The 14,878-nt window shown below is 41.2% G+C and carries 14 protein-coding genes; 11 read left to right on the forward strand and 3 right to left on the reverse strand.

The annotated features are described in order from the left end of the window. The first annotated feature begins 25 nt into the window (after nt 1–25). The 9 genes from GKD17_RS17660 (at nt 26) to GKD17_RS17700 (ending at nt 9,427) form a co-directional block, all read left to right on the forward strand. Nucleotides 26–1,921 (forward strand): tetratricopeptide repeat protein, encoded by a 1,896-nt coding sequence (locus GKD17_RS17660; protein WP_007831153.1) that lies wholly within the window; start codon nt 26–28, stop codon nt 1,919–1,921. Nucleotides 1,922–2,084: 163 nt separating this feature from the next. Beyond that, the gene (locus tag GKD17_RS17665; RefSeq protein WP_005853036.1) at nt 2,085–2,498 is read left to right on the forward strand and encodes a DUF3244 domain-containing protein; all 414 of its coding nucleotides are present in this window, start codon (nt 2,085–2,087) and stop codon (nt 2,496–2,498) included. Between the two features lie 34 nt (nt 2,499–2,532). Further along, on the forward strand, nt 2,533–2,772 hold the full coding sequence (locus GKD17_RS17670) for a hypothetical protein (protein WP_005853034.1): 240 nt from the start codon (nt 2,533–2,535) through the stop codon (nt 2,770–2,772). A gap of 32 nt (nt 2,773–2,804) precedes the next feature. Then, a complete protein-coding gene (locus tag GKD17_RS17675; protein ID WP_007831151.1) occupies nt 2,805–3,719 on the forward strand; it encodes a hypothetical protein in 915 nt (304 codons plus the stop codon). Continuing rightward, complete coding sequence (locus GKD17_RS17680; protein ID WP_007831142.1) at nt 3,716–5,917, forward strand: peptidase domain-containing ABC transporter; 2,202 nt, start codon at nt 3,716–3,718, stop codon at nt 5,915–5,917. Before GKD17_RS17675 ends, GKD17_RS17680 begins: the two co-directional genes overlap by 4 nt. Before the next feature lie 48 nt (nt 5,918–5,965). After that, on the forward strand, nt 5,966–7,111 hold the full coding sequence (locus GKD17_RS17685) for an HlyD family efflux transporter periplasmic adaptor subunit (RefSeq protein WP_007831139.1): 1,146 nt from the start codon (nt 5,966–5,968) through the stop codon (nt 7,109–7,111). 49 nt (nt 7,112–7,160) lie between these two features. Then, entirely contained in the window at nt 7,161–7,364 is a 204-nt protein-coding gene (locus GKD17_RS17690; protein WP_007831136.1) for a hypothetical protein, read from the forward strand. After that, nucleotides 7,342–8,853 carry a radical SAM/SPASM domain-containing protein gene (locus GKD17_RS17695; protein ID WP_007843440.1) on the forward strand — a complete coding sequence of 504 codons (1,512 nt, stop codon included), beginning with the start codon at nt 7,342–7,344 and terminating at the stop codon, nt 8,851–8,853. The genes GKD17_RS17690 and GKD17_RS17695 overlap by 23 nt, the downstream gene beginning before the upstream one ends. Further along, complete coding sequence (locus tag GKD17_RS17700; protein WP_005845663.1) at nt 8,846–9,427, forward strand: cysteine peptidase family C39 domain-containing protein; 582 nt, start codon at nt 8,846–8,848, stop codon at nt 9,425–9,427. Before GKD17_RS17695 ends, GKD17_RS17700 begins: the two co-directional genes overlap by 8 nt. Nucleotides 9,428–9,486: 59 nt before the next feature. Here the strand turns inward: GKD17_RS17700 and GKD17_RS17705 are convergent, their stop codons facing one another. The 3 genes from GKD17_RS17705 to GKD17_RS17715 all read right to left on the reverse strand — a co-directional run bounded on the left by GKD17_RS17705 (nt 9,487) and on the right by GKD17_RS17715 (nt 12,824). Beyond that, complete coding sequence (locus GKD17_RS17705) at nt 9,487–9,786, reverse strand: outer membrane beta-barrel protein (protein WP_007831134.1); 300 nt, start codon at nt 9,784–9,786, stop codon at nt 9,487–9,489. Between the two features lie 592 nt (nt 9,787–10,378). Beyond that, nucleotides 10,379–10,540, reverse strand: coding sequence for a hypothetical protein (locus GKD17_RS17710; RefSeq protein WP_007831133.1), 162 nt, complete (start codon nt 10,538–10,540; stop codon nt 10,379–10,381). 229 nt (nt 10,541–10,769) lie between these two features. Next, the gene (locus GKD17_RS17715) at nt 10,770–12,824 is read right to left on the reverse strand and encodes an RNA degradosome polyphosphate kinase (RefSeq protein WP_007831127.1); all 2,055 of its coding nucleotides are present in this window, start codon (nt 12,822–12,824) and stop codon (nt 10,770–10,772) included. A 57-nt stretch (nt 12,825–12,881) separates the two neighbouring features. Between GKD17_RS17715 and GKD17_RS17720 the strand changes: the two genes are divergently transcribed. Together GKD17_RS17720 and rfbB are read left to right on the forward strand one after the other, a co-directional pair. Beyond that, entirely contained in the window at nt 12,882–13,379 is a 498-nt protein-coding gene (locus GKD17_RS17720) for a metallophosphoesterase family protein (RefSeq protein ID WP_005845668.1), read from the forward strand. A gap of 48 nt (nt 13,380–13,427) precedes the next feature. Next, nucleotides 13,428–14,567: a dTDP-glucose 4,6-dehydratase gene (gene rfbB / locus GKD17_RS17725; RefSeq protein ID WP_005853009.1), complete on the forward strand. Its 1,140-nt coding sequence runs from the start codon at nt 13,428–13,430 to the stop codon at nt 14,565–14,567. Nucleotides 14,568–14,878: the final 311 nt, after the last annotated feature.

Consider the following 14,878-nt stretch of genomic DNA (forward strand, 5'->3'; position numbering starts at 1 on the left):
TTCGCTATACATAAATGCAAATACTATGAAAAAAACAATTGGAATAAAAAGAAACTTTATTATTATAATAATAAGTATACTCCTTTCTGCCTGCACAAAAAAAGAAAATGCTTCTCAACAAGCGTTGTTGCTTGAATTGGTTCAAGCGGAAGCGGTGATGTATGAACATCCGGATAGTGCACTGGGTGTATTGCAAGGGATGAAAGTTCCGGCATCATCGGACAAATTGCAAAATGCTACTTGGGCGTTGCTAACAGTGCAAGCCAAGTATAAGAATTATAAAGAAGAACTTGCTGACTCTACCTTAATTAATATAGCCTATGATTACTTTATGAAGCAAGACAATCCCCAACGGAAAGCAATGGTACTTTATTATAAAGGTGTATTATATGAAAAAGCTGATAAAAAGAATGAAGCACAAGAATCCTATTTAAAAGCAATAGAAGAAGTAGAAAAGACGAAAGACTATCAACTGGCACATTTGATTTATAGCAGTATAGGAAATATATACCTATATAATTCGCTGAATGAATATGCATTGCAAATGTTTAAACAGTCATTGCACTATGCGAAGCTATCCGAAAATAAGAATTATATATGTTCTGCATATTATGATTTGGGAAAAGTATATTCCGTATTATTTGATTTTGATAATAGCATCAAATATTATAAAGAAGCTATACAAATGGCAGAAACTCTACATAATAATGGTATATTAATAAATGGAATGAACGAATTAGCAGGAGTATATACCGAAACAAAAGATTATCAACCTGCCCTATCCTATGCCCAAAAAGCTTTAATACTTAAAGAAACAAGCGAATTACCCCTAAAAAAAAGGCTAGAACAAAGTTACTTGGTAATTGGTGACATATATAGACGCATTAATAAAACAGATTCTGCCTATTATTATCTGAATAAAACATTATCCTCCAATCGCATGGAAACGATTTGTGCAACTTATGAAATTTTATATAATCTAAGCAAAGAGAAAAAAGACTATGAAAAAATGAGCCTATATTGCGATAGTATGGTAGTTTATCAAGATTCTGTCTGGAAATTGCATAAAAATAAAGAGCTTATGAATATGCAGGAAAAGTATAACCAGCAAAAACTATTGAATGAAAAGAACCAGCTAAAAATAGAAAATAATACTATCATCCGTAATGTACTAATCATATTGGTAGTGGTATTCTGCCTGATAGCTATCCTTATCTATATATACCAGCGAAAATTAATCCGTAAAGAGCATATCATACAAAGACATGAAGAAGAAATACAGCTGAATACCTTAAAAAGACAAGAGAATGAGAGAATAATCAGTCGTAACCAAAGCCGCATGAAGGAACTGGCAGAACAAATGGAGGCGAATAAAGATGCGCAGGAACAGTTGGAGGAGCAAAAGAATGTACTATCTGAAATAAAATGCCAAAATGAAGCCCTGCAACAAGAGAATAAAATGTTGCAGCAACATATTGATAAATATTCTTCTTCGCTGAATGAAAAGTCCAAAGAACTTGAAAGATTGGGACTTTTAGGAGAAGAAAACCAACGATTGCATGATCGTGAAAGATTCCTGTGCAACCAACTGATAAAAAAGACAGATGTCCTTTACCGGCTAAAGACAAAGCCCCAATACATGAAAGACGAGCAATGGGAAGAGGTAAAGGAAACAATGAATCTATTATTCGATAATTATATAGTAAGGCTTTCCACTCTTGTACCTTCATTGACAGAAAGCGATTTGCAGATATGCTGCTTCATCAAGTTGGGAATAGCCAATCCGGGAATAGCTGATTTGCTGGGGATAGAATCGACTTCGGTATCTAAAAGAAAATTAAGATTGAAAGAACGTATCACTCAAAAGATAGGAGCATTCGGCAAAGGACAGACACTGGATCTGTGGCTATGGGAGTTCTAGGGAAGCAACTGTCCACATTCCGCATTCGCACAAAGAGGTAATATTCTAATTATTAGCATATTATCTCTTTTTTAATTGTCCATATAACGTACATATCCGGTCTATCTGTTTTTCATTCTAAATCCATAACTTTGCAGCATAACAATCAATCAATAATATTATTATGAAAACAACTAAAGAATTAAAGATTTGGAGTTTGCGTATGGTATTATTCACCATATTGCTTAGTGGTTTATCGGTGCAGAAAGTGTATTCTTTTTGTAATAGTACAGAAATTATTATAAATGGGAAGTGGTATAGCAATCAAGAAAAAGTTAATACACGAAGCCTGCCATCTATTCCCATCACAGCCTGCACCGATGGCCAGAACATCTACATTGAAAACACATCTCCGGACTGTGACATACAAATTACCATCACCGGTAATCAAACAGGAGAAGTGATGTATGAACAGTTAGTGCCCCAAGCACAAACAAGCTATATTATCATTTCCATAGCCAGTTTCCCATCCGGAGAATATACATTAGAACTAACTAGTGAAGATGGGAAATACTTGGTTGGAGCTTTTAAAAGATAACCCTAATTATTCATCCTAAAAAACTACAAAGACCATGAAACGAGTAGACCTTAAGAAAATCCTCTATATGGATTTTCTTATCCGGCACAAGTGCACAGGCACATCCAAGGAATTTGCAGCAAAGATGGATATGTCACGTTCCACTCTCTTTGAGTACATTGCCTATATGCGCGATGAACTGGAAGTGTGCATCCTTTTCGATAAATTCTTAGGAACATATTATTATGATGGCAAAAATCTATATACGTCATTAGGCTTTAAAGTAGTAGGATAATACGAATTGAAATGTGATGAGAAAAACGGGGCATGTTTGAATTTCTTTTTGATATAAAACCGGATGCAGGAAATGTATGTCCCACCACCCGACTGGCATACCTGATTAGTGAACGGGGAAACAAGGTCTATTATACCGATACCTCCGACTCCGTTTTCACTACCGGTTTGCTGCGGAAAGGAATAGGACGCATCATTTATCCACATGATTTCCGATGGTTTACGCCACATTTGGCATTGCTGGACTATCAACTGCAAGATAAGCAGCAAGTCTATAATGAATATGACATAAACTATCTGTTTATAGCCATAAACAAAACCGACAGAAAGATAGACCTAATGCCGGAAATGCCCGTCGTCACCCTGCCTCCTATTCCTTATAAATTGCTGCCGCAAGGTGCAAAAGACGATGATTTCATCGACAAACTGACGGAAATAAAAGAAGACCGTTCACGCACTGTTATTATAGGCTTGCTGGAAGACGAGGAAGAAGAAAGAAAAGTGAACACCCCCTCACATATGGAATCATTCTACAAAGCCATGAAGCAGAGTGCGAGCATCCATCCGCAATATCAATTCATCCTGCTGACCAATCATGGAGAGGTGGAAACCCGGTTGTTTTCATTACCGCCCAATATAGCCATTTACCGCCTGCCCCGCCTGCAAGCCCTGTTGCCCTTGTGCGACATGGCGCTTATCACCGGAGGAATAACCCACTGGACGGAATGCACCTTTGCCCATGTGCCCATGGCAGAGTTCACGCCACAGGAAATAAAAAAAATTACCCCCGTGAAACTGGACAGGCAGATCATTGATCTACTGGCAAACCGGGAATACATCATAGAACGGCAAAAACACCTGTGCGCCTTCTTTGAGAGCGAAAGTGAAAGGATGAACGAAATAGCCGACTGGCTGATAAACAGAGTAAAACAAAAAAGACAATTATGAGCAAATTTCCATTCTACAAACAGTTGGACGGCATGGACTGCGGCCCCTCCTGCCTGAGAATGATAGCCAAATATTATGGAAAGACATTCTCCGTACAGCAGTTACGCGAGCAATCATACATACAGCGCACGGGAGTTAACTTGCTAGGTATCAGTGAAGCGGCAGCCAGCATAGGGCTGCGCGCCACCGGTATACGCACTTCAATGGAAAAACTGAAACAACAGTCAAAACTGCCATGCATCATCCACTGGAACCAGGAACATTTCGTGGTCCTCTATAAAATAGAAAAGAAAAGGGGCAAAACTTGGTTCTACATTGCCGACCCTGCCTACGGATTGCTGAAATATGAGGAACAGGAGTTGAAAAAATGCTGGATCAGTACCACACAAGGCGGAATAGAAAAAGGAATTGCCCTCTTGCTGGATGTTACCCCGCAATTTTATGAAGCGGAACCCATAAAATATGAAAAGCTGTCATTATGGTATCTGTTTCACTATGTACGTCCCTACAAAAAGGCGATGATACAGCTCATCATCGGCCTGCTGGCAGGCAGTTTGCTGCAACTGGTCTTCCCTTTTCTTACACAAACCATTGTAGACCAAGGCATAGGGCACAGGAATCTGAATTTTATACAGCTCATTTTGGCCGCACAACTCATGCTGGTATTCAGCCGCACACTTATTGAGGTGATCCGGCGCTGTATACTGCTCCACATCAGTACGCGCGTCAACGTGTCGCTCATCTCGGATTTCCTCTCCAAGCTGATGCGGCTGCCCATGAGGTTCTTTGACAGCAAACTGGCAGGCGACTTGATACGCCGCATCGAAGACCACAACCGCATCGAGAGTTTCCTCACCCAGTCCGTGCTCAATATTTTGTTCTCTACCCTCACGGTAGTCATCTTCGGTATCGTGCTGGCCATATACAGCTGGAAAATATTCCTCATTTTCATCCTGTTCAGCGCAGCCTATATGGGTTGGGTAAAGCTGTTCATGCGCAAGCGGGCCGACTTGAACAGGAAGAACTTTGAACAGATGTCCGTCAATCAGAATAATTTGATGCAACTCATCTACGGTATGCAGGACATCAAGCTGCTGGGCTGCGAACAGCAAAAACGCTGGGAATGGGAAAACATACAAGCTTCTCTCTTCCGCATTAATATGAGTTCACTCAACCTGGGGCAGTGGCAGCAGGTGGGAGCCGTACTTATCAACGAAGTGAAAAACGTACTGATAACAGTTCTCTCTGCCACCGCCGTACTACATGGAAGTATCACGCTGGGTGTGATGCTTTCCATACAGTACATCATCGGACAGATGCAAGGGCCTATCAGCCAATTCGTTTCCTTCATGCAGGACACGCAGGACGCGCAGCTCAGCCTGGAACGTCTCGGAGAAATACATGGCAAGCCCGATGAAGAGACAGAAGGCATGGACCAGGATACCCAAATATCAGGCAAAGACCCGATTCAATTACAAAATGTAGTCTTTACTTACGGATCAGAAAAATCGAAACGCATCATCAAAGGGCTATCGCTGGACATACCAGCCGGAAAGACTACCGCCATCGTGGGCCTCAGCGGCAGTGGGAAAACAACGCTGATAAAACTGATGCTCGGATTCTATCCTCCCACCGGAGGAGCGGTGATGATAGGCAATCAGTCGCTACAAAAAATCAGTTTCAAGGAGTGGCGCAAACATTGTGGAGTAGTGATGCAGGAGGGATTCATATTCGGCGATACCATTGCCAACAACATAGCGCCGGATGGCAGCATGATAGACAAAGAACGCCTGCTGTATGCCGTAGAGATGGCAAATATACGTGAGTTCATCGAATCCTTGCCTTTAAAGTATAACACCAAAATAGGTAACACGGGGCAAGGATTGAGCCAAGGGCAGAAGCAGCGCATCCTGATAGCGCGCGCCATTTACCGTAATCCCGATTACCTGTTTTTTGATGAAGCGACGAATGCGCTCGATACGGACAATGAGAAAGTGATACAGGAAAATCTGGAGAGATTCTTCAAGGACAAAACGGTGGTCATCGTGGCGCACCGCCTGAGCACCGTAAAGAATGCCGACCAGATAGTGGTGCTGAAAGAAGGGGAGATAACGGAACGGGGCACGCACGAAGAACTCATTGCCCGGCAGGGCGATTACTACAGGCTGGTGAAGAATCAGCTGGAACTGAGCGCTTAGGAAATTAAAAAATGAGAATTGAGAATTAAAAAATAATAGCAATAAGGTATGGAGGAAATCTATAAACCTGATGCGGACGGACCGGAAAAGGTAGAAGTATATAGTCGCGAAAACAATGATATGCTGGGAGATATGCCCGAATGGTTGATCCATACGGGAAGCTACATCGTATATGGACTGATTGTTTTTCTTATTGCAGGCACGGCATTATTTAAGTATCCTGACACAATAAGAAAAACGATAACCATTGACGACTTGGGAAGTGCGGAATGGATCACTGCCAATCAGACAGGAATGATAGACCGCTTTTTTGTGGAAAACCAATCACCTGTACAAAAGAACGACACGCTGGGCATACTGAAAAATACTGCCCTACTGGAAGACGTACAAACATTTTGCCGCGTACTGACCAAAATAGAATGGTACTACCGCACCAACGACATCAAGTACCTGCAAGACTATCCCTTTGACCTCATCATGGGTGAAATGTCTTCCGCCTACGAACAGTTCACCCAAGCCGTGCGTACGTGCGTGATGTATCAGGAGTTTGATATCTATCCGCAGAAGAAAAAATACCTAGATGAAGAACTCCGGATACTGGAAAGTACCGGTAAGGCAGATGCCATGGCGGTGCTGAATGTGAAACGCGAACTCTTTGAACTGGATATAAACCACCGGATGGAGACTGCCAAAAACCTCCGGATGCTGGAACTGGCTTACGAAAACATGGTGAACAGCCTCCGCACGTGGGACAAGAAGTACCTCATCAAAAGCCATCACGACGGCATAGTGGTATGGGGAAAGACATGGGGCATGAGCGCCCGGGTAAATGAAGGAGACACCCTGTGCACCGTTATCTCCAAGCAGCAGGGGAATCCCCTCGGGCACATCACTCTTTCACAAGACGAAGTGGCGGAAATTGCCGTGGGCGACAAAGTAAATATCGAACTGAACAAATACCCCACCCACTCGTATGGCGTACTGCCGGGAAGAATCGCCTCCGTCTCTTTTGTGCCTTACAATAAAAGTTATGCCGTGGAAGTGGACTTTCCGGACGGACTGGTGACAACCAACAGAAAGGAAATAAAATATGAAATAGACATGTCCGGCCGGGCGGAGATCATCACTTCGAGCCGGAGCATACTGAGCAGGATTTTCGCACCCGTGTATGAATTGTTTTCCACCACGGAGTAACACCGTTTTTTTTCACTACAGAGAATAACCAACTTAAACAAAGAAGAATATGAAAAAAGAAGACCCCAACAACAAGCAACCGGAATACACCCGCTATTCCGAAGATGAAGAACAAGTGCTGGACTTGAACGAACTGATGGACGTACAAGGTGGCATAGATGACAAGGAGTTATCCAAATGTGGCCTGGGATGCTATACAGGTGGATTCGTCGATCCTACAAAAACACAAGATGAAAATACCGGAAATGAATAAAGTATATGTGCTGAACCCTCATTATCATCTGAGACATGATATTCACAGGGTCGCATTATTCTCCAGTACGGGGACAGATACCGACTGCTCCCGGAACTGGCATACTTTTATTCACCCGCTGCAAGCTGTCATGCTGAGTTTTTTCACGTATGACAGACCTTTGCAGACAACTCTCCCTCTGCTGTGCGACTTCTTCTGCCGGAGCAAGGAGGAGATGATCAAATGGGTATCGGACTTCATTGATAATCCGACCCCCATTTATACCTCCTCCCAGCAGGGAGAAATTTATTTTCCCAAACGTATATTGATTGAAGCGGAAAAGGCAGGCAAAGCATTGCGGTTTGACCGGCTGCAAGCAAATTCTTTTGTCTGGAAAAAACTGGATCTTACTACAAAAAGGCTGTATTCCGGTCCGTTGCTCCTCACATTCATGCTGACCAACCAATGTGTCACGCATTGTAAGTATTGCTATGCAGATACATCAACGCAAATAAAATCCCCACTCACCACCCAACGCATGATGGAGCTGATCAAGGAAGCTTCAGACCTGCAAGTACAACAAGTAAATCTGATAGGTGGTGAAATATTCCTGCATAAAGACTGGAAAATCATATTAAAAGAATTGGTAAAACGGGGTATTGCCCCCGAATTCATATCGACCAAAATGCCTGTAACCCAAAAACTGTTGCAAGATGTACAGGAAACAGGGTATCAGGGAATTGTTCAAATTTCACTGGATGCCATTCATTCCGAAATACTGACCGCCTCACTGGGAGTAAACGGAAATTATGCCAAAGAGATGCTTCACGGCCTGCAATTACTGGATGACAGCGGACTGAATTATCAGATTTCATCTGTGCTGACCAACTACAATTGCCAGTTGAATGTCTTGGCGGAATTACTGCATGAATTATCTCATCTGAAGCATATACGCGACTGGCGTATTATCCCCGCCAGTAATTCCATATACAAAGAGTATAATGTATTTTCGCATTTGAAACCTACTAAAGCGCAAATTACAAAGGTATTCAACCAAATACGCCCTCTTCTCACACAGGTTTCCTTTCCCGTGATTCTAGGGAAAGAAGTAACCGATAAAAACTATCAAGATACCTGGGGTGGAAGCCGGTGTTTCAAAGGAAGCGAATGCTCTGCATTGACCACTCATATGTTTATATTGCCTGATGGTAAAGTGACTGTATGCGAGCAACTTTACTGGCATCCACAATTTATCATAGGGAATGTAACCACACAAAGTCTGAAAGAAGTCTGGCATTCCCCTCAAGCCTTGCACCTTTGTTCCTTGTCACGTCAGGATATCAACAAAGAGAGTCCATGCAGGGAATGCCGTCTTTTTGAAGACTGTTTCAGTTATCAGAACCGTTGCTGGAGTGATATCATAAAAGCTTATGGAAAGGATTGTTGGGATTTTCCCGATCCGCGTTGCTGTTTTGCTCCTGCCATGAAAAATAAATTAAGTTATGACTGAAGACGAACTTGACAGAATAAAAAAATCATTTGTCCGTTCCAGTGACGAATGTCCCATGGAAGTGGCCTGTCTGCTCACTGTCATGAAATACTATGGCGGTCAACAAGATGCACGCACACTAGCCGAATGGTGTAAAGTAGATGGAAAATATACGTTGATGGGTATGAAACAGGCAGCTATACGTGCAGGAATGGAAGCGGAAATCTGCTTGCAGAACATGGAACAATTGTCCACCAGAAAATTTCCTGCCATACTTTTTGCCATCAATGATTTCGAAGTACCGGGATATGTGGTTTGTTATGGCATTCATGAAGGCCGCTTCATTATTTGGGAGCCGGGATTCGGCCCTATGCAATATTGGGAAAACCAAATGAAAACATTATGGATAAGAGGAATAACTCTTACTCTGTTTCCCACCCACGAATTTATGCAGAAAACGGATTTTCAACTAAAATGGTGGGAGTTGTATCCGTGGAGCAGGAAATGGAAAAGAAGACTGAACCGCTGGTATGAATATATCTGGCTAAATTATCCCTGGTTCAGGGAAATGGTAACACAGCTAAGACGGAAATGAATGGAGCAAGCCAAGTCCAATTATTCCATAGGGACAGATTGAACCCCTTAGCCGTCAAACTAAGTTTTTTTATTACATACGATTCTTTTGTTCTGTGGAGACCAAAGCCCCATAGTAGGTGATAAAACCAGCGAGGCAAAAATCTTATCATAGTCTGGTGCATTAATCATATTAATTAAAGCAATCGTAGGATCATCTTCTGAATAAGCTCCACTAAAAGAAATAATCGCATCTTTAATATATTGATATCCGGCTGATAAGTATACCCATTTATAAGTTGTTCCTAAAGTTATATTATGAGATAAAGAAGGTAATAAAAATGGATTACCACCCTCATATATATACCGATTAATATACATTACATTACTTCGCAACTGAGCATAATATGGACGAGAGTATAATCTGAATATAGTTGTATTGTTCCCATATTTGAACTAGTGCAAGGTAGGAGAATAGTGGAATAGCCAACTGAAGAAATTGGTAATATTCCTTTTGTTTCATTTGATTTTATATTAAAAGCTCCGGTTTGATCACTGATAGTACCTTGTAAAAAAGTAAAATCAGGCAAAGAAAACAACACTATATTGGCAAACTCTAGTGGCTGTTTTTTTCATCCACTATTATTCCACTAATCATCTGTGCATGTATGCAAAGAGAAACCAGTAAGAGGCAGAAAGTTATATATAATTTTTTCATAACAATATCAATTATTTATCGGTTAAACCGGAACGCAAATGACACAAATCTAACCTCCGGCAGGTTTATATCCATGCTGTACTGTTATTAATTTGTATCATTTGTGTTCCAATTTTAATTTATAGAACGAAATAAATCCGCGTTCCATCCATTAACTCCCATTTATCATCCGGTGGTATGATGGCGGATAATCATTATGTATCATGCATCGCCGCATCTTACATATCTTTTACAAACAGACCTGTTAAAACTAAACTATCCGCTATATCCTCCTTGGGATTGGGCTGAAAAATCCTTCAGATGTTTCAGCCCGAACTTACGGTGCATTACTCCTGGAGTCGTGGACGGTGGTTCGGGCAGACAAATATGTAAAAGTCCATTCCATTGGGAATATATGAAATGATAATCCTCAATCATATCACAAAATGTTTATTTATAGAATGGGATGACGGATGGAACACGGATTTTTTTACTTTACCTGTCATTGGGTTTGCAAGTACAAATTTAAATTTTAAGTCCGTGTTTGTCCGCTTCGTCCGTGTAGTTCGCATTCCATCACCCCGTTTTATAAATTTCCATTTATCATCCGGTGGTATGATTGCGGATAATCATTTCAAATAAGATAAAATATGTTATTTCATATTCTTCATTTATTCTTCCCCTTCAAGTATTCATAAAAAGCATATTGCGCCCGTACCGGTTCTTCTTTCGGATTCCTTTTCAACACATTATTCAGATTTTCATCCACCCAACCGGCTTTTCTGTTATCTTTCAACTGAATAACCAGCATATCTATCAGTTGTTGTTTCAGATCTTCGTCAAGAATGGGGGTAACGGCCTCTATACGCCGGTACAGGTTGCGCCTCATCCAGTCCGGCGAACCCATGAACAGAAGCGGTTTTCCTCCATGGTGGAAATACCACACCCGGGCATGTTCCAAAAAGCTGTCCACAATGCGAGTGATACGGATATTTCTGCTATAAGGCTGATTGGGAATCAAGCAGCAGATACCACGTACTATCAAGTCTATTTTCACTCCTGCCTCACTAGCCTTATATAATTCATCTATCATGGCAGGATCTTGCAGCGCATTCATTTTCAAGATAATCCGCGCTTCTTTTCCCGCCTTTGCCATATTTATCTCATATCCGATACGTCTTCTCAGTTCCGGCAGCAGATTAAAACGGGCTACCAACAAACGCTTGAATTTGGGTTCAGTCACTTCTTTCTGTAATACCCGGAATAAAGTATACAGATCATTCACAATAATCTCGTTGGAAGTGAACAAACCGGAATCAGCATATATCCGGGCAGTCTTCTCATTGAAATTTCCGGTACTGATATAAGCATAGCTGCGAGTCTGTTTTCCCTCTTTGTTATACCGCAGTACAAGCGCCACCTTGGCATGCACTTTCAATCCCGGTATACTGAAAATAATATGTATCCCCGCCCGCTTCATCATCTCGGCGGTAGCCAAATTGTTTTCTTCGTCAAAACGGGCCTTAAGTTCTACAAAAACAGTTACTTTTTTACCATTCTGCGCAGCAGCAATCAGCGTATTGATAACAACCGAGTTTTCCGCCACCCTATATTGGGTAATCATGATCTCCTTACAGGACGGGTCATGAACGGCCTCATACAGGAAATGGATGAAATGTTCAAAAGAATGATAAGGGAAATGCAACATCAAATCCTTCTTGCTCACATAACGGAATATGGATTCTTTCTCATCCAAACAATTCAATGTCATGGGACGAGGTTTCAATTGGGTACAAAGTTCCTTACTGGGATTAGGCAGACGAGCCAAATCCTCCAAGTTCAAGTGTTTGTCTCCCGGAACCAAATCATCACGATTGATGCCAAATGCATCGACCAGAAACTCCAGATAATCCGCAGGCATCTTGCGGTCATAGACAAAACGGCATACAGCACCTATTTTACGCTTTTTCACCTTTTTACGCAACTGTTCCACCATAACTTCGGAACTGGTTGCATCATCCACGAAAATATCGGCGTCACGAGATATCTTGCAACAATAACTGCAATCCAAATCATAGCCCGGAAACATACGGTTGATATTCGCCTTTATAATATCTTCCATATACATCAGGTAAAAGTTTTCTCCCTGTCGGGGAAGTTCTATGAAACGGGGAACTTTGCTATAAGGCAATTTGATAATATAGTATTCCTTTTCCCCCGTGTCTTTGCGCGTCACGCGTACCGACAGATACAAACGGTTGTCACGTAAAAAAGTCTTGATTCGATTCTTGCATACCGGAACAGGCTGAAGATAGGGAAAAATTTCTTCTTTAAAGAAATTACTGATAAACTCCTGATGAAAAGGCTCTACCTCCTGTTTACTTTGATAAAAAATAATATGATGCCTGCGCAAAGCCGGGACAATCTTATGCTCATAAATGCGGATACGGTCTTCCATCTGGCTATTGACAGCTTCGGTTATCTGATGTATCAGGTGTCTGGCTTCTTCTTGTGTCATATCATCACTTTGGCCACCGGAAGCGATGGCTTTATGTTCCGCTACACGAATCTTGTAGAATTCCTCCAGATTAGAAGAATATATAGAGATAAAGTTAATCCGTTCATACAACGGAAGGGAGTCGTCATCCGCCTCCAACAACACGCGATAGTTGAAAGACAACCAACTGATATCACGCTTGAAATAATGATATTTGCTCTCCATATTATGCTTAGATTTGTTCCAAATATAGTACCTTTGCCGATAATAAACAAAAAAACTATGACAAGAATCGGATTATTATCGGATACTCATGCATTTTGGGATGACAAATACTTGAAATACTTTGAGAATTGTGATGAAATATGGCACGCCGGAGACATTGGCTCGGTGGAAGTCGCCCGGAAACTGTCCGCTTTCCGCCCCTTCCGGGCAGTATATGGAAACATTGACGGGCAGGACATACGCAGACTTTATCCTCAAACCAACCGCTTCACCGTAGATGGTGCGGAGGTGTTGATAAAGCATATAGGCGGATATCCGGGCAACTATGATCCTTCCATCCGCGGCAGCCTGCTGGTGAAACCTCCCCAGCTTTTTATCAGCGGACATTCGCATATATTAAAGGTGAAATATGACAAGACACTGGATATGTTACACATCAACCCGGGAGCAGCAGGCATTTCCGGATTTCATAAAGTGAGAACATTGGTACGTTTTTGTATCGATAATGGAGAATTTAAAGATTTAGAAGTAATAGAACTAGCGGATAAGTTGTAAGATTAAAAAATCTTTCCGAACTTTGCACACACTAATATCAAAAACAATATGAAGACTTATCTCGTTACAGGAGCTGCCGGATTTATCGGAGCCAACTATTTAAAATACATCCTGGCCAAACATGATGACATCAGGGTGGTGGTACTGGATGCCTTGACTTATGCCGGCAATCTGGGAACTATTGCATCAGACATTGATAATGAACGTTGTTTCTTCGTAAAAGGAGATATATGTGACCGTGATTTGGCAGACCAACTATTCGCAGAATACAAGTTTGACTACATCGTGAATTTTGCAGCAGAAAGCCATGTAGACCGCAGTATTGAAAACCCACAATTGTTTCTGCAAACTAATATTTTGGGAACCCAAAACCTGCTGGATGCGGCCCGCCGTGCTTGGGTGACGGGAAAAGATGAGAATGGTTATCCCACCTGGCGCAAAGATGTACGTTACCACCAGGTATCTACAGATGAGGTATACGGCAGCCTAGGAGCAGAAGGTTTCTTTACTGAAACAACTCCTTTATGTCCACACAGCCCATATAGTGCCTCCAAGACAAGCGCTGATATGATTGTCATGGCTTATCGTGATACTTACAAAATGCCGGTAACCATTACCCGCTGTTCCAATAATTACGGTCCGTACCATTTTCCTGAAAAACTGATTCCACTAATCATTAAAAACATTTTGGAAGGAAAGAAACTTCCCGTATATGGTGACGGAAAGAATGTACGAGACTGGTTATATGTAGAAGACCATTGCAAAGCCATCGATTTGGTTCTGCGCAAGGGCCGCGAAGGGGAAGTATATAATGTAGGCGGACACAATGAGAAAGAAAACATAGAGATAGTAAAACTTACCATAGCCACTATTCACCGGATGATGACGGAAACTCCCGAATATCGCAAAATCTTGAAGAAAAAAGAGTTGAACGACAAAGGTGAGATCTCTATCGACTGGATTAACGAATCATTAATCACCTTTGTCAAAGACCGTTTGGGACATGACCAACGTTACGCTATCGATCCTACCAAAATCACTAATGAATTAGGATGGTATCCTGAAACAAAATTCGAAACCGGTATTGTAAAAACAATCCAATGGTATCTGGAAAATCAAGCATGGGTGGAAAATGTAACAAGTGGCGATTACCAAAAGTATTATGAAAGAATGTATAAAAACCGATAAAGAATACATCTTATAATATTTAAAAAAGTCCCCGGATAAGAAAGGCGTTCTTATCCGGGGACTTTTTTATCTTAATATTTCCAACACCAAATTTCAGCTATAATATAATAAAACAATAAAATAGAATTTGCTATAGATATGTTCAACAACATACTACTTTCCCTTTCATCTTCGATTTCTTTCGTATATTTTTGCACCGATAAGATAATTATAACACAAACAGTGTATTAAAAATAAAATAAAGAAACTATTTTAATATTTATAAATATAAAATCATAAAATAGCAATAATAAAGAAAGAAAACAAAAATA

Origin of the sequence: Phocaeicola dorei, from assembly GCF_013009555.1 — a bacterium.
In the GTDB taxonomy this organism is placed as follows: Bacteria; Bacteroidota; Bacteroidia; order Bacteroidales; family Bacteroidaceae; genus Phocaeicola; species Phocaeicola dorei.

What these genes read in the sequence shown, in the direction of transcription:
- GKD17_RS17660 (WP_007831153.1), top strand. Translation starts at nt 26, where the DNA reads ATGAAAAAAACAATTGGAATAAAAAGAAACTTTATTATTATAATAATA.
- GKD17_RS17665 (WP_005853036.1), top strand. Translation starts at nt 2,085, where the DNA reads ATGAAAACAACTAAAGAATTAAAGATTTGGAGTTTGCGTATGGTATTA.
- GKD17_RS17670 (WP_005853034.1), top strand. Translation starts at nt 2,533, where the DNA reads ATGAAACGAGTAGACCTTAAGAAAATCCTCTATATGGATTTTCTTATC.
- GKD17_RS17675 (WP_007831151.1), top strand. Translation starts at nt 2,805, where the DNA reads ATGTTTGAATTTCTTTTTGATATAAAACCGGATGCAGGAAATGTATGT.
- GKD17_RS17680 (WP_007831142.1), top strand. Translation starts at nt 3,716, where the DNA reads ATGAGCAAATTTCCATTCTACAAACAGTTGGACGGCATGGACTGCGGC.
- GKD17_RS17685 (WP_007831139.1), top strand. Translation starts at nt 5,966, where the DNA reads ATGGAGGAAATCTATAAACCTGATGCGGACGGACCGGAAAAGGTAGAA.
- GKD17_RS17690 (WP_007831136.1), top strand. Translation starts at nt 7,161, where the DNA reads ATGAAAAAAGAAGACCCCAACAACAAGCAACCGGAATACACCCGCTAT.
- GKD17_RS17695 (WP_007843440.1), top strand. Translation starts at nt 7,342, where the DNA reads ATGAAAATACCGGAAATGAATAAAGTATATGTGCTGAACCCTCATTAT.
- GKD17_RS17700 (WP_005845663.1), top strand. Translation starts at nt 8,846, where the DNA reads ATGACTGAAGACGAACTTGACAGAATAAAAAAATCATTTGTCCGTTCC.
- GKD17_RS17705 (WP_007831134.1), bottom strand. Translation starts at nt 9,786, where the DNA reads ATGTATATTAATCGGTATATATATGAGGGTGGTAATCCATTTTTATTA.
- GKD17_RS17710 (WP_007831133.1), bottom strand. Translation starts at nt 10,540, where the DNA reads ATGATTGAGGATTATCATTTCATATATTCCCAATGGAATGGACTTTTA.
- GKD17_RS17715 (WP_007831127.1), bottom strand. Translation starts at nt 12,824, where the DNA reads ATGGAGAGCAAATATCATTATTTCAAGCGTGATATCAGTTGGTTGTCT.
- GKD17_RS17720 (WP_005845668.1), top strand. Translation starts at nt 12,882, where the DNA reads ATGACAAGAATCGGATTATTATCGGATACTCATGCATTTTGGGATGAC.
- rfbB (WP_005853009.1), top strand. Translation starts at nt 13,428, where the DNA reads ATGAAGACTTATCTCGTTACAGGAGCTGCCGGATTTATCGGAGCCAAC.